Raw genomic sequence first — 13,914 nt, 5'->3', positions numbered from 1 at the left:
CGTAACATAGCTCATCCCCTGCCAGTGCAGCGTGCGCGTTGCCAAGGCTGGGGATTGTTTTTATGTTGCCCGCCAAGATTGTGACATTCGCGGCAAGCCTCTGTAGAATCGCAATGCACAGCTCGCTGTGAGTGCGATTTTTATAACCAGACGCCAGGTAACCGATGAAATTTGATCCGCGCAACAACAAATTTACCGCCATCTTCACCCGCGAAATGCTGGAAGCCACGCTCCCCTCCTTCCTGCTCATTTGCCTGGCGCTGTTTTTTGCTTACAAATTCATAGACCCTGCGCCCCCACGCAATATTGTGATTGCCACCGGCGAAGCGGACCTCAATTACAATGCGTTTGCCGCGATTTATGGCGTCTATCTTAAAAAAGAAGGCATTCATCTGCAGATACGCAAAACGGCAGGGGATGATGAAAACCTGCGTTTGCTCAAGGACCCTGACTCCAACGTAGATATTGCATTCATTCAAGATGGCATGGCGCATAGTGAAGGCGCAGGCTCACTGTTGTCATTGGGCAGCCTGTACTACCAGCCGGTGTGGATTTTTTGCCGCGGCAAAACCGAAACCACCCATTTATCGGCCCTCAAAGGCAAACGCATCGGCGTCGGCTATCCAGGCAGCGGCAGTCATTTTCTGGCAAATACGCTGTTGACTGAAAGTGGCATCAATGCCAGCAACAGCACCTTGGTCACCATAGGTGCCGAAGAAGCAGTGGCGGCCCTGCAGTCAGGCAAGCTCGATGCCGCTTTTTTTGTGGATGTTGCCAACTCAAGCCTGGTCCGCGAGCTCATTGCAGACAAGCATCTGACCATGGTAAGTATGGACACCGCTGAAGCCTTTTCACGCAAGTTTGCGTTTATGCATCACCTGGTGCTGCCAGAAGGCGCCATGGACCTGGCGCGCAATATTCCCAGCCACGATGTGCATCTGGTGGCGCCAACCGCGACGCTGGTGATCAAGGACAGCATGCATCCGGCGCTGATTTACCTGATGATGAAAGTGATTGCCGAAGTGCATGGTGGCCCAAGCATGTTTAACGGCAAGGGAGAATTCCCTTCTGCCAAGGATACGGATTTTCCGATCAGCACGCAGGCGCTGAATTTCTACAAATCCGGCCTGCCGATTATTGATAAATACCTGCCATTTTGGGCAGCCACCTTTGTTAATCGCACGCTGATTGTGATTTTGCCTTTGTTGGCGTTGCTGATCCCGCTCACCAAAATTATCCCGATGGTGTATGTGTGGCTGGTCAAGCGCAAACTGTTCCGTTATTACGGCGAGCTACGCTTTCTGGATACCCAGCTGCAAGAGATCAAATCGGCTGAAGATGTCCGTCAGTGCCTGGATAAACTCAATGAAATTGAAACCAAGGTGGTCAACGTCAAGCTACCGGTGCCTTTTTCACAATATGCCTACGAGTTGCGTGCGCATATTGAGCTGGTTCGCTCCAAACTTAATCAGCGCACGTTTTAGGCACAAGCCTTAAACGTGCAAAGCTCAGGCAAGGTCTGCCCGATTGCGCATCCAGTCTTGCAAGGCCTGTGCGGTCATCGGCTTGGCATATAAAAAGCCCTGCACAAAATCACAGCCCAGCGCCTTCAGATAATCTGCCTGGGCTTCGGTTTCCACCCCCTCGGCCACAATCTGGTAATGCAGGTTTTTGCCCAAGACCACAATGGCACTGATCACCGCCTCTGAGCGCTCTTTGCCCGGAATGTCATTGACAAAAGACCTATCCACTTTCAGGTAATCCCCCGGAATATCACGCAAATAAGCCAGGCAGGAATAACCGGTGCCAAAGTCATCAATCGCCAGTTTAATGCCGTGCTGTTTGAGTTTTTGCAGGCGCTCGTTGCCCGTGCAGTCGGCATGAATAAACGCACTCTCGGTCAGCTCGATTACCAGGCGCTCAGGCGCCAGACCAGTCTCTTGCAGTACCAGCAACACATACTCGGCAAAACAGGGAGTATTTAACTGCAAGGGGGAGACGTTAACCGAGACTTTGGCCCGACTCAATTCACCGGTAGTCCAGGAGGCCGCTTGTGTACACGCGGCTTTGAGTACCCAGGCACCCATGGGCACAATCAGCCCGGTCAACTCGGCCACACCGATAAACTGATTCGGCGACACGACCCCACGCTCGGGATGTTGCCAGCGAATCAGGGCTTCAACGCCCACCAGTTTGCCGGTCTCAAAATCCAGCTGCGGTTGATACACCAGATAAAACGCTTCTTGCGCAATCGCAGCCTCCAGTTCACTGGCAAAAGCCAGGTCTTCTGGGGGCAACACCTGCTCATGCATCACCCCTTTGTGATAATAGGTCAAAGTCATCACAATGATGATTAAAATCAGTGCAGCAGTGATAATGATGGGCGTCAGGCGAAGATCGTTATCAAAAAAAACACCCACCCCTCCCAAAACAATCGCGCATGTAATCAAGATGCAGACGATCCATCTCAGATGCTTGCCAGTGTCATCCAGCAATAACAGGTAACTCATGGGGGTAGCGGTGATCTGCCTTGCCAGCAAGGCCGCCGCACACAGCGAGCCACCAATAGTGGTCAACAGTGAGAGCTGACCGTAAGCGTGCGGAATATGATAGGCCCAGGCCAGCAAGCCGGTGACCGGCATCAAAACGGCAATACTCAGCAAGACCTGGCTGGCGCGATTGCAATGGCGATGATGCAGCACAGCTGCCAGCAACACCAACAAGGCCATGCCCAGATCAAAAACCAGATTACCCTGCTGGTCACTGGAGAATGTGACGAGTGTCGCCCAGCCGTTGTTGAATGAGAGGACACTGCTTCTGAGATAGAGCTGGCACAGAAAACCGGCAGCGACAATCAGGATCAGGACGCCAATCACGCGCTTTTGATGCCAGGTCTGGTACACCACCCCCAGGCTGGCGAGCATAAAGATCAGGTACGCACTGCTTTGCAGTAAAAACAGGCTTGCCGCAGAGTGTACTGGCAAAAACGGTAGTCCCCACAACACAGTGACAATACTGACAATTGCCAGCCAGGGAGCAAACTTTTGCACCGTTCTTAAAAACCGGTGCCGCATATATAACTGCTGTGTTGAAGTTGCGTGATGACGCTCAGTAGACCAGTCAATACTGGAAACTGACATAGTGCTCCCCCTAATCTTGATCTATTCTGATCCTGTGCGGGCACAGGCCATGTCATTCACTATAGGCGAAACAAATAGATACCAAAGTAAAATAAAATGGCACATTTCTACTCTTTATATCAAATTAATTGATACTCATGAGTTATTCGCTATAAAACAGATAGTTTTTATAGCAGAGTGGAAGCAAGCTAAACGAGGGAAAAAGTCCTGACCATGGCAGGTCAAGTCATGATCAGTCAATGCAAATCAGGTGAGCGTTTCAGGTTGTGCCACAGAGACCCATTGTGGCAGCGCATCGGCTTCAAGGGGTTTGGCATACAAAAAGCCTTGCACAATATCGCAGCCGATTGACTTGAGGAAATCAGCCTGTGCCTGGGTTTCTACCCCTTCGGCAATAATGCGGTAATCCAGGCTTTTGCCCAGGCTGACGATCGCCTGAATCACGGCTTCTGCTTTATTGTGACCAGGCAGCTCCATCACGAATGAACGGTCTACCTTGAGATAATCGCCCGGAATATCACGCAAATAAGAGAGGCAGGAATAGCCAGTCCCAAAATCATCAATCGCCAGTTTAATGCCTGCTTCTTTGAGCTGATGCATCAGACGCGCATTCTCGCCGTCATCCTGTACAAAAGAGCTTTCGGTCAACTCAATCACCAGCCGTTCTGGCGCGAGCCCGGTGTCTTGCAGAATCTGCATGATTTCTTCTACCAAAGTGCCAGACTTAAGTTGCAATGCAGAGACATTGACAGACACCTCTATCTTGCCCAGCACCGGATGATCCTTCCACTGAGCGGCCTGTGCACAGGCCGTTTGCATGATCCATTTGCCCAAAGGCACAATCAACCCGGTCAACTCAGCCACCCGAATGAATTTCTCCGGGGAAATAATGCCTTTTTCAGGATGGCGCCAGCGAACTAAGGCTTCCACCCCTTTCAGTTTGCCCGTCTTAAAATCGACCTGCGGCTGATACATCATAAAAAACTGCTGATTATCCAGCGCGGTCTCGACCTGGCTGGCGAAATCCATATCGGTTGCGGGCAGTACCTTTTCGCTGACCTGCCCCTGGTGATAATAAGTCACCGACAGGGTATAAATGATGGCGATCAAGGAAACCAGCACCACGAGGGGCAAGCCGCGCATATTGTCGCCAAACATCACACCGGCCCTCGCCAGCAAAATGGCGCAGATACTTAACAACAAGATACTGGAGCGAATCTGTTTACCGGTATCGTCCATCAGCAACAAGTAACTCATGGGCGGGTGCGACGCCTGCTTGGCGAGCAAGCCAAACGCACAGAGCATGCCGCTCAAGGTGGTCAGCGGGGACATCACACCATAAGGGTTGGCAATGCCGCAGAGCAACCCTAGCAACGGAATCAAAGGAATCATGACCGCAATACACAGCATGCCCTGACTGGCAGCAACATAATGATGCCGCTGGAAAAGATAGGAGACTGCAATCAGACAGGCCAACACACCACCGGCAATAAACTCCCAACTATTGGAAGGCGCATGCAGGCCGGTTTGGCCTGAGGCACGCAAGATGCTGGCGGTATCGTTAAAATCGGCGGCATAAGGTGACAGTTGTACCACGAACAAACTGATGGTCACCAGTGACATGGTCAACATGGCCAGGTTGTTGCGGCCATTTTCGAGTAGCAGATTGTAGCTGACCAGAATAAAGGTCAGGTAAGTCAACAATTGCGCGAGCCAGATATTGTTATCTACATCCAGCAAATAATGAGGAAAGCCTAACAAGCCGCACACCATGCTGGTCATCGCCAGAAAATGCGTATTGTCTTGTACCTTTCGGACAAGACGATGCCGCATAAACTGCCGCTGTGTGGTGTTTTCGTTGAGTGGCGCCGCCAGCTCGCCAATCCCGTTCTGACTCATTATCAACCCTTAAAAACCTTGACGACTCAATGTTGCGCACATGTTAAAAAACATGTGTGAGCAATGTCATTAAACCTTAAAACTTACCTGTTTTAACGGTCAATAAAGGGGATATATTTAGAGCAGATTTAAAATAAGCTGGTCTCGCTGCGCGCAATCACCACGCACGAATCAAGCCGCTTCTAATACACGCTGCATGCCATCGGCACTGTTACGGGTATAAACGACTTTGAGTCCGCGCTTATGTGCGACATGCTTGATGCGGTACATCATGGAATGATTGAGCCAGCCAGTGACCAGCACAATCACGTTGACGTTAACAGGTAACTCGCGCTTGACGTCGCCGGGTTTTCTCCCTGTCCAGTGATCAATTTTATCAATCCCCTGTGCGTGCAACACCTGCTTGATGCCCTCGATACGGTCACCACCAATGACTAATGCTTTTGACATGAAACATTCTCCTGTTGTAGAGAAAGAAAAAGGCATTGGGTAAATGCCTTTTTCTAAAATGAACTGCTGAATTTCAATGCTTACTTCTGGTAAATCTCGTCGAACACACCACCATCGGCAAAGTGTGTTTTCTGCGCCTTTTGCCAACCGCCAAACGCCTCGTCAATCTTGATCAAATTGACTTTAGGGAACTGTTTTTCGTATTTTTTAGCCACAGATTCCAGCGTCGGACGATAATAGTTTTTGGCTGCAATTTCCTGGCCCTCTTCACTGTACAAGTATTCCAGATAGGCTTTGGATACCGCTTCAGTGCCATGACGCTTGGCATTCTTGTCGACTACAGTCACTGGTGGCTCCGCCAGAATAGACAGTGAAGGCACGACCAAATCAAACTTGTCCGGCCCCAGCTCCTTGAGCGCGAGGAAAGCCTCGTTTTCCCAAGCCAGCAACACATCGCCAATACCACGCTCCACAAAGGTCGTGGTTGCGCCACGCGCACCGCTATCTAACACCGGCACGTTTTTAAACAGTTTTTTCAAAAACTCTTTGGCTTTCGCCTCGTCGTTATTGTTTTGCTTGAGCGCATAACCGTAGGCTGCCAGGTAATTCCAACGCGCCCCACCAGAAGTTTTGGGGTTAGGGGTAATCACCGAGGTGCCTGGTTTCACCAAGTCACTCCAGTCCTTGATGTTTTTCGGGTTGCCTTTACGCACCAGAAACACAATGGTCGAGGTATAAGGCGAACTGTTGTGCGGCAGACGTTTCTGCCAGTCCGGGCCAAACAAACGGCCTTTGCTGCCAATCTCGTCAATGTCATAAGACAACGCCAGCGTCACCACATCGGCCTGCAGGCCATCAATGACGGAACGTGCCTGCTTGCCAGAGCCTCCATGTGACTGCTTGACGATGACGTTGTCGCCCGTCTTGGCTTTCCAATATTTGGCAAAGGCTTCGTTGTAGTCTTGATACAACTCACGCGTCGGGTCGTAAGACACATTGAGCAGATTCACATCGGCCGCCCAAACTGCCAACGGGGCAACGAAGGTCGCAACGACAAATAGCTGCTTAATTTTTTGATGAAGTTTCATGTATATCCTTTAAGCTAGAAGCCTAGCAGGGTCAATTCTGTGTAGAAAAAGTCTGAGCTCAGTGAGCGCGTAGGGTCATTGTTGTTTGAAGCAATCTTGATTGCATCTTTGACAAAATCACCGGCCCAGAAGTGTGCGTAGCCTAAATTAAGTGAGGCGTACTGATTCAAGGGGAAGCGAATTCTCAAATCAACCTCCTTACCCAAATCTGTCCCAGAGCGACCACTGACATCTTGTAAGTTACTCCCAGCAGACCAGCTGGCGGTTGCATCATCCAATCGATACCAGCTAAAGCCTGTATCAACCTTTACATTCTCCAAAAATGGGACTTTAGGATCGAACTCTGCCCGCACTTTGGTCGCACGAATATTGTTCATTTGAATGTAGTCATTGTTAGACCAGGGACGGGCAAAACCAAACAAGCGATCAAAGCCCTGATTGTCTGAGGTGTCTCTGGAACTACTACCGCCAGAAACATGATCACCAGTCGCTACACCGTAAGAAGCACTAAAACGGGGTTTCCAAAGATGTTTGTTAAAGGTATACCCGACCTCAGCGTTGTAGGCATAAGCATCTTGATCAACAGTAATATACCGGCCATTAGCTAAAGAGAGTGATTGCGCGCTGCTCGTCACAAAGCGTTGTACATGCCCCCACTGCTTGTTATAGCTCACATCAAAGTCCCACTGTGTGCCAGGCAAGATGCCGAAAACGCGAATACCACCCGTACTAATTTCGCGATCCACTTGTGCCTGTGCCTGTCTTACCGCGTTATACCAGGCACGATTAGCGTACTCCACACCATTGCCGTCATACTTGACCCTGCTACCATCCTGCTTCAAGTAAAAGTAGTATGGCTGAATGGTGACGTACTCAGACCAGCCACGCCAATCACCTACCAAGCCATAAAAGTGCTGGGCATGATCAACTTGATCTAATTGATTAGCAAACCGTTGTACCGGTTGCACTGCGAAGGCTTCCAGTTGCCAGTCATTTTTCTTTTCACCGATATTGGCGCGTATACCCTGGAATGAGTTCGTCGTGTTACGCCACTCGTTACGCGCAATCAAACGACGATCCAGATCTTCCCAGGCCAAGCGGCCACCGCGCACCCAAAATGGACGGCTATTGCCTAAATCATCTTTGCCAAAAATGCTCTCTTTAAAATAGAGCTCCAAGTAGCCTTGGATGAAGTCCGCATGGTCGATATCTTTGGGGTCATTAGAAATTCGCGGGTCGCTAAAACCGTTGTAATCGCTGTGATTCCGGCGGGAGTCCTGCACCTCCACTGCAAAACGGAAAGGATCCAGGATATTCTTCAAGCCCAGGTAAGCCCGTGTACGCAACAAAATAGGTTCATCAATGTTTTCTTGTGCACGACGGAAGTCATTTTGGCGGCTTTCAAAACGCGCACGATGTTCAAAGCCGATATCCAGCCAATCCACATCAGCGAAGGAATCATAATCCTTAAGCCAGGTTTTATTCAGCTGCCTGACATAGCGAGGTGGCTCGGTTTCTTTTTGTGTGCCATAGCTGCGACGTTCAACGTAATAACCATTTGCAGCTTTGGCAGCGGCCTTTTCCTCAGCCTTAATCTCTGCAAGGCGTGCCTTGATCTTTTTCTGCTGCTCAGTATCCTCTACTTGTGTCTCAGCGAGCGGTGCCTCTTCCGCCAAAGCTACCCCCCCACCCAACCACCACAAGCTTGCGGTCGCCAGTGCGAGACTAATTTTTTTAAACTGCATGTAATTCTCCCGAAATTGAATGACTTCCAGCGGCCTGGTCAGTGTTTACTAAACTATTAATTACTTTTTGGATTTGGTTTGATGATCAAAGCGGACTTTTTCGCGTCGCTCGATTTGCGTCACCCGGCCATCGTGTATCGTGATTTCGATGGAACCATAGCCAGTATCCTGCTGTACCGCAGTGATCGCGGAAGCAACCACCGCCAACACTGCGGAATCTGCTGCGCTATCAGTTTTGTGTTGTTCTGTAGACATGCTGCCTCTCACCACATTGAATGAACGGCATTATTTCAGACTATTTATATTTTAAAAAATAATTATTCGTTATTTTTATATTACATTTAACTATATAAAGAGTAAAAAAAATCCCGCATCACTGCGGGATTTAAGTCTGAGATTCGTACGAAAAAAGTTAGAAGTTGTACTGCACCTGTACGCGCAGAGCATCGGCGGTGAAGCTCTGATAATCCTGGGTCCCTGTACGATTACCAGTTACCAAGTTGTTACGTTTCATACGGTGGTACTCCGCCATAATTTCCACTTCAGGTGCCAATTGCCACTCTAGGCCAAGCTCCCAATCGTTAACATGGTTTTGTGGGGCGTTGGTTTCGGCTTTGTTATAACCATCAAAATATTGCCATTTGATAAATGGAATTAAAGTGCCATTTGTTTCCAAGAACTGGAAATTGTCGATTTTGTACATGGCTTGTACATAACCGCCTTGCAGATGTTTATCTTCAATTCTGTTCTGCGCTGCATCAAGGCCTGGAGTGTTACCCCAGTTCCACTCTGCTTGGAGGCCAAACGGTTGTGGGTACATAATAAAGCTCACACCTACACGTTGATCTTCAAAACCTTTGGCATTTTTGGAGCCAATAATAGGCTGAGCAGAAGTAGTACCTGCTACAGTTGATAACCCTGTTGAGCTGCTAAGTGCACTCGAAGAAGATCCAGTTCCAAATGCTGAGTTATAACGGCCAATTGTAGGCACATATTCGCCATGATAACCTTGAATACCCGCCTCAAAAATCTGGCCAGTTTCAGTTTTCCAAGGATAGGTTGCACGAGCCACTACATGATAATTATCGTTCGCATCGCTACGGTTAGCACCTTGACCGTTATATAGACCTAAAGCCAACATACCGTAATTACCTGAGTGCTTAAGCCCTTTGTCGTTAATCTCTTTAAACAGAGCTTGAACGTTCTCTGGTGTGTAGTAATAGAACGCACCAGTATCACGCTCGTCGCGAACCGCACTGTTCAATGCATCAACACGATCCATCGCCAAACGGTTTGAAGAGGATTGCAAGTTCTCAAAGCCATAAGGCACTTTAGATTGACCGACACGCACGCGGTGTACTTTGGCTTTATCAATATTGATGTCACCGTAAGCATCACGCAATTGTGCAATGTTGTTAGTGCCACTGGCTGATGAAGCAAAGTCTGGTTGAATGTAGTAGCTCAAATGATCGCCATAATCACCAAAAACAATGATACGTGCTCGGCGGATCAAGAAATTCTTATCAGGGTTGATTGATGAATCTGTACCAACTGAGCGGTCCGACCATAAATCAACAGGATTTCTTGGATTATCGCCGTCATCACCAATCATTTTGGTCACACGGTTTTGAACGTAACCACGGATATTCACGCGGCTAGTCCAGTTTTTCTTTTCTTTTTTCTTCTGGACTTCCACTTCGTTATCGCGGCCTTTCATGAGCAAGGCGCCTTCTTCTTCAGTCAATACGCCTTTTGACACGAGTGCTTGCACCAGATCAACGGTAGAGTCTGCCATCGCGGTCAGTGATAAACTTGCAAGCAAGCCACCAGCCAACGCCGCAGATAAAATGCGGTGTAATTTTGAATTCATAAATTTTCCCTGATTGAATATTTCTATAAACAACGGGGCGTATTTTGAAGAACAAATATGACACTTTAATGACAAACCTTACATATTTCTTACAGCGGACTAGTATAAAAAAAGCCACCTTTAAAGGTGGCTTTTTCACATCATCACTGAGTTAACTCTCAGCACGCATGTGTGGGAAGAGAATCACATCACGAATGCTGGGGCTATCAGTCATCAGCATTACCAAACGGTCTATGCCAATTCCGCATCCACCTGTCGGTGGCATGCCATATTCCAAAGCGCGGATAAAGTCAGCGTCGTAATACATAGCTTCCTGATCACCGGCTTCTTTGGCTTTTACCTGGGCCTGAAAACGCGCGGCCTGATCTTCAGCGTCGTTTAATTCGCTAAAACCATTGGCCATTTCACGCCCGGTAATAAAGAGCTCAAAACGCTCGGTAATTTCAGGATGTTTGTCAGAAGCGCGTGCCAAGGGGGACACTTCAACCGGATAATCAATAATGTAGGTGGGTTGCCATAATTGGCTTTCTGCGGTCTCTTCAAACAATGACAGCTGCAATGCGCCCAGTCCTGCATGGTCAAATGCCTTAACGCCAAACTTGAGTAACTCTTTGCGCAAAAACTCGGCGTCATTCAGTTGCTCAGCGGTGTAGTGCGGCGCATATTTCTGAATGGCACCCAGAATAGTTAAGCGCTCAAACGGTTTGCTTAAATCGACCTCTTTACCCGCATAACTCAATACTGCCGTGCCACGTGCCGCGATCGCAGCTGCGCGTATACATTGTTCGGTAAAATCCATCAGCCACTGGTAGTCGGTGTAGGCGGCGTAGAATTCCATCATGGTGAACTCAGGATTGTGACGTACGCTTAAGCCTTCATTGCGGAAGTTACGGTTGATTTCAAACACGCGCTCAAAGCCGCCGACAATCAGACGCTTCAAATACAACTCAGGCGCAATCCGCATAAACATCTGCATATCAAGTGCATTGTGATGCGTTATAAATGGTTTGGCTGAGGCGCCCCCTGGAATAGGATGCAACATCGGTGTTTCCACTTCCAGAAACTCGTTTTCGTTCATGAACTGGCGAATCGCAGCCACCACTTTGGAACGGGCCTTGAATGTTTCACGGGTTTCTTCCGAGGTGATCAGATCGACATAGCGCTGGCGGTATTTGATTTCCTGGTCTTGTAAGCCATGAAATTTTTCCGGCAAGGGACGCAATGACTTGGTTAGCAAGCGCAATTCAGTGACATGCACAGACAACTCGCCGGTACGGGTTTTGAACAATCGACCTTTCGCGCCAAGGATATCGCCCATGTCCCAGTGCTTGAACTGGTCATACAAGGCTTCACCAATTTCATCCCTGGCAATGTAAAGCTGGATACGGGCTGAGCTATCCTGAATCGTAGCAAAACTGGCTTTACCCATCACGCGTTTGAGCATCATGCGGCCGGCAACCACGACCGGGATTTCTTGAGGATCCAGGGTTTCCTTGTCAGTCTCGGCATATGCGGCCTGCAACGCAGCGGCTTTATGCTCTGGCTTGAAATCGTTAGGAAAAACGGCCGTCTCGCTGGCCTGCGCTTGTTCACGCAGCAAGCGTAGTTTCTCGCGACGTTCTGCAATCACATGATTTTCATCAACCACGCTCTCAGTTGCGTTATCTGGGTGGGAGTGTTGTGCTGTCATATTGTATCCGGCATTCGCCTGCGTAATCTTAAACGCGCTATTTTAGCATTGTTAGCGCTGATTTTTAGAGGATCGTCTACGTCGTTTCTTGCTGGATGGGCAAATGAATACGGATCATGAATCCGTCCGGGCTTAGATTGGTGGCGTTGACAAAGCCGCCATGGGCTTCAACGATATGCTTGGTCATGGCGAGGCCGATGCCATGCCCTTCGACTTGCGAAGCGCGGCGACCTCGCACAAAAGGCTTGAATATCTGCTCAAGCTCTTGTGGCTCTACGCCCTGCCCCTGATCCTGTACTTCGAGAATAATTTCGCCAGTACGCTGACTATGTTGCAACTCAATCGTCACCTCACCATCCACAGGACCATATTTGAGCGCATTGCGGATCACGTTATCAATCGCACGTTGCAACAACTCCAGTTGCCCATCCAGGATGACGGGCTCATCAGGCATCAACAACCGGAGCTTGGCATCATGCTTTTCAAACAGGACATCCCCAACAATGCCTGTCAGCAGAGCTTGCAAATCCACCTCTACTTTTTGCAGCTTGTGTATATCCGATTCAAAGCGAAAAATTTCGAGTAATTCAGAAATCATGCGTTCCATGCGCACAGCTTCAAGCTCAACGCGCTGCAAAGAGCTCTGAATTTTTTGTGGATTTTGCATAGCCAGACCAACAGCCATCTGTATTCTTGCCAATGGGGAACGCAGTTCGTGGGAAACATGATGCATCATGTTTGACTGGCTTTTGATCATATTATTCAAGCGCAGCGCCATCAGATCAAAGGCCTGCCCCAAGCCGGAAAACTCATCATAAGAGGCCTTGATCTTGGGGCTGACACGCACGAGCAGATCGCCCTCTGCTGCACTTTTAAGATGAATCAGCAGCAGCTTGATAGGATGCGCGATGGCCCAGGCAAGCAAACTGGCAAAGACGAGATTGGCGAGAATGCCGAAAACAAACACCCAAACCGGAAGGTTAAACACCATAGGCAGGTGTTCATGTGACAGTGTTTTTGCGATCAGCTCATTAGAGGGTTGCGTCAGGGCTTGTGCTTTAACCTGGTCACTCGCGGTATGCAACGCTTCATGGTAGCCGACCAGCTTGCGATTCAGCTCCCACTCTGCAATGTTTCCAACAATAATATCGGTTGAAATGAGCGCCAGAAAAAGTGCTGCAAATAACTTCCAGAACAGGCGCCCCATAGGCCTCGCAATAACGAATTACTCTCTTACCAGTTGATAGCCAACGCGGTAAATTGTTTGAATCACATTGACCCCGCCGGAAACTTCAGAGATTTTTTGACGGATACTGCTTAAATGAACATCAATGCTACGGTCATACTTGACCAGCGGACGACCCAAGGCCTTGACTGACAGATCCTCTTTGCTGACGATGGTGCCTGCATGTTTGGCAAGAATTTCAATCAAACTGAATTCGGTACTGGTGAAAATGATAGGTTTATCCGCCCAGAACACTTTTCTGCGCTCGCTGGAAACCACCAGTTGACCAACCACAATATCATTCCCCTTGGGACTGTCACTGGTATGGCGGCGCAAGATCGCACGCACGCGGGCGACCAACTCGCGTGGCAAACAGGGTTTTTGAACATAGTCATCCGCGCCAGCTTCCAGCCCTTCAATACGGCCTTCGTTGTCGTCCTTGGCGGTCAACATCAACACAGGAATATCGGAATGCTGACGGATGTTGCGTAATGTTTGCAATCCATCCTGGCCAGGCATCATCACATCCAGAATAGCAAGATCAAACTTGCCAGCCAGAACATATTGCTCACCCGTCAGGCCATCATGTGCAGTTGTCACGGTGTAGCCTTCCTGCGTCAGAAATTCCTTTAGCATGTTGGCTAGTTCAACATCATCGTCAATCAACAGCAGCTTGCTCATTTATGTCCTTTTTGAGATTTGCATTAGGCTCAATGTACTTTAGCCACGGAATCTTAACGAACAAACAAATTCAATAACAAGCGTAAGCGAGACATTTTACCCAAGTTTTCAAACTGAATCGAAAAT

At 48.8% G+C, this 13,914-nt stretch carries 11 protein-coding genes; 1 reads left to right on the top strand and 10 read right to left on the bottom strand.

The features are described 5' to 3' along the window. The first annotated feature begins 164 nt into the window (after positions 1-164). Positions 165-1,484, top strand: a complete 1,320-nt coding sequence (locus ACT53G_RS01960) for a TAXI family TRAP transporter solute-binding subunit (protein ID WP_313984098.1) — start codon at positions 165-167, stop codon at positions 1,482-1,484. A gap of 24 nt (positions 1,485-1,508) precedes the next feature. Here ACT53G_RS01960 and ACT53G_RS01955 read toward each other — a convergent pair whose 3' ends face one another. The 10 genes from ACT53G_RS01955 to ACT53G_RS01910 all read right to left on the bottom strand — a co-directional run bounded on the left by ACT53G_RS01955 (position 1,509) and on the right by ACT53G_RS01910 (position 13,788). Next, on the bottom strand, positions 1,509-3,140 hold the full coding sequence (locus tag ACT53G_RS01955; protein WP_476168551.1) for an EAL domain-containing protein: 1,632 nt from the start codon (positions 3,138-3,140) through the stop codon (positions 1,509-1,511). Positions 3,141-3,386: 246 nt separating this feature from the next. After that, complete coding sequence (locus tag ACT53G_RS01950) at positions 3,387-5,039, bottom strand: putative bifunctional diguanylate cyclase/phosphodiesterase (protein WP_313984093.1); 1,653 nt, start codon at positions 5,037-5,039, stop codon at positions 3,387-3,389. A gap of 171 nt (positions 5,040-5,210) precedes the next feature. Beyond that, positions 5,211-5,489, bottom strand: a complete 279-nt coding sequence (locus ACT53G_RS01945; protein ID WP_194747052.1) for a DUF2325 domain-containing protein — start codon at positions 5,487-5,489, stop codon at positions 5,211-5,213. A gap of 80 nt (positions 5,490-5,569) precedes the next feature. After that, positions 5,570-6,577 (bottom strand): sulfate ABC transporter substrate-binding protein, encoded by a 1,008-nt coding sequence (locus ACT53G_RS01940; RefSeq protein ID WP_338657278.1) that lies wholly within the window; start codon positions 6,575-6,577, stop codon positions 5,570-5,572. Positions 6,578-6,591: 14 nt separating this feature from the next. After that, entirely contained in the window at positions 6,592-8,322 is a 1,731-nt protein-coding gene (locus ACT53G_RS01935; RefSeq protein WP_476168550.1) for an alginate export family protein, read from the bottom strand. Positions 8,323-8,382: 60 nt separating this feature from the next. Beyond that, positions 8,383-8,577: a YezD family protein gene (locus ACT53G_RS01930; protein ID WP_379077768.1), complete on the bottom strand. Its 195-nt coding sequence runs from the start codon at positions 8,575-8,577 to the stop codon at positions 8,383-8,385. A gap of 157 nt (positions 8,578-8,734) precedes the next feature. Further along, positions 8,735-10,192 (bottom strand): porin, encoded by a 1,458-nt coding sequence (locus ACT53G_RS01925; protein ID WP_476168549.1) that lies wholly within the window; start codon positions 10,190-10,192, stop codon positions 8,735-8,737. Positions 10,193-10,343: 151 nt separating this feature from the next. Then, positions 10,344-11,882 (bottom strand): lysine--tRNA ligase, encoded by a 1,539-nt coding sequence (gene lysS / locus ACT53G_RS01920; RefSeq protein ID WP_476168548.1) that lies wholly within the window; start codon positions 11,880-11,882, stop codon positions 10,344-10,346. 76 nt (positions 11,883-11,958) lie between these two features. Further along, entirely contained in the window at positions 11,959-13,089 is a 1,131-nt protein-coding gene (locus ACT53G_RS01915) for a sensor histidine kinase (protein WP_476168547.1), read from the bottom strand. Positions 13,090-13,107: 18 nt separating this feature from the next. Further along, on the bottom strand, positions 13,108-13,788 hold the full coding sequence (locus tag ACT53G_RS01910; protein ID WP_194747059.1) for a response regulator transcription factor: 681 nt from the start codon (positions 13,786-13,788) through the stop codon (positions 13,108-13,110). Between the last annotated feature and the right edge of the window lie 126 nt (positions 13,789-13,914).

Source organism: Methylophilus sp. DMC18 (assembly GCF_056314005.1).
This window is presented reverse-complemented; position numbering and strand designations above follow the sequence as displayed.

Bases quoted from the DNA above. Each gene is read 5' to 3' on its own strand.
- ACT53G_RS01910 (WP_194747059.1), bottom strand. From the start codon at position 13,788: ATGAGCAAGCTGCTGTTGATTGACGATGATGTTGAACTAGCCAACATG.
- ACT53G_RS01935 (WP_476168550.1), bottom strand. From the start codon at position 8,322: ATGCAGTTTAAAAAAATTAGTCTCGCACTGGCGACCGCAAGCTTGTGG.
- ACT53G_RS01925 (WP_476168549.1), bottom strand. From the start codon at position 10,192: ATGAATTCAAAATTACACCGCATTTTATCTGCGGCGTTGGCTGGTGGC.
- ACT53G_RS01930 (WP_379077768.1), bottom strand. From the start codon at position 8,577: ATGTCTACAGAACAACACAAAACTGATAGCGCAGCAGATTCCGCAGTG.
- ACT53G_RS01955 (WP_476168551.1), bottom strand. From the start codon at position 3,140: ATGTCAGTTTCCAGTATTGACTGGTCTACTGAGCGTCATCACGCAACT.
- ACT53G_RS01960 (WP_313984098.1), top strand. From the start codon at position 165: ATGAAATTTGATCCGCGCAACAACAAATTTACCGCCATCTTCACCCGC.
- lysS (WP_476168548.1), bottom strand. From the start codon at position 11,882: ATGACAGCACAACACTCCCACCCAGATAACGCAACTGAGAGCGTGGTT.
- ACT53G_RS01915 (WP_476168547.1), bottom strand. From the start codon at position 13,089: ATGGGGCGCCTGTTCTGGAAGTTATTTGCAGCACTTTTTCTGGCGCTC.
- ACT53G_RS01950 (WP_313984093.1), bottom strand. From the start codon at position 5,039: ATGAGTCAGAACGGGATTGGCGAGCTGGCGGCGCCACTCAACGAAAAC.
- ACT53G_RS01940 (WP_338657278.1), bottom strand. From the start codon at position 6,577: ATGAAACTTCATCAAAAAATTAAGCAGCTATTTGTCGTTGCGACCTTC.
- ACT53G_RS01945 (WP_194747052.1), bottom strand. From the start codon at position 5,489: ATGTCAAAAGCATTAGTCATTGGTGGTGACCGTATCGAGGGCATCAAG.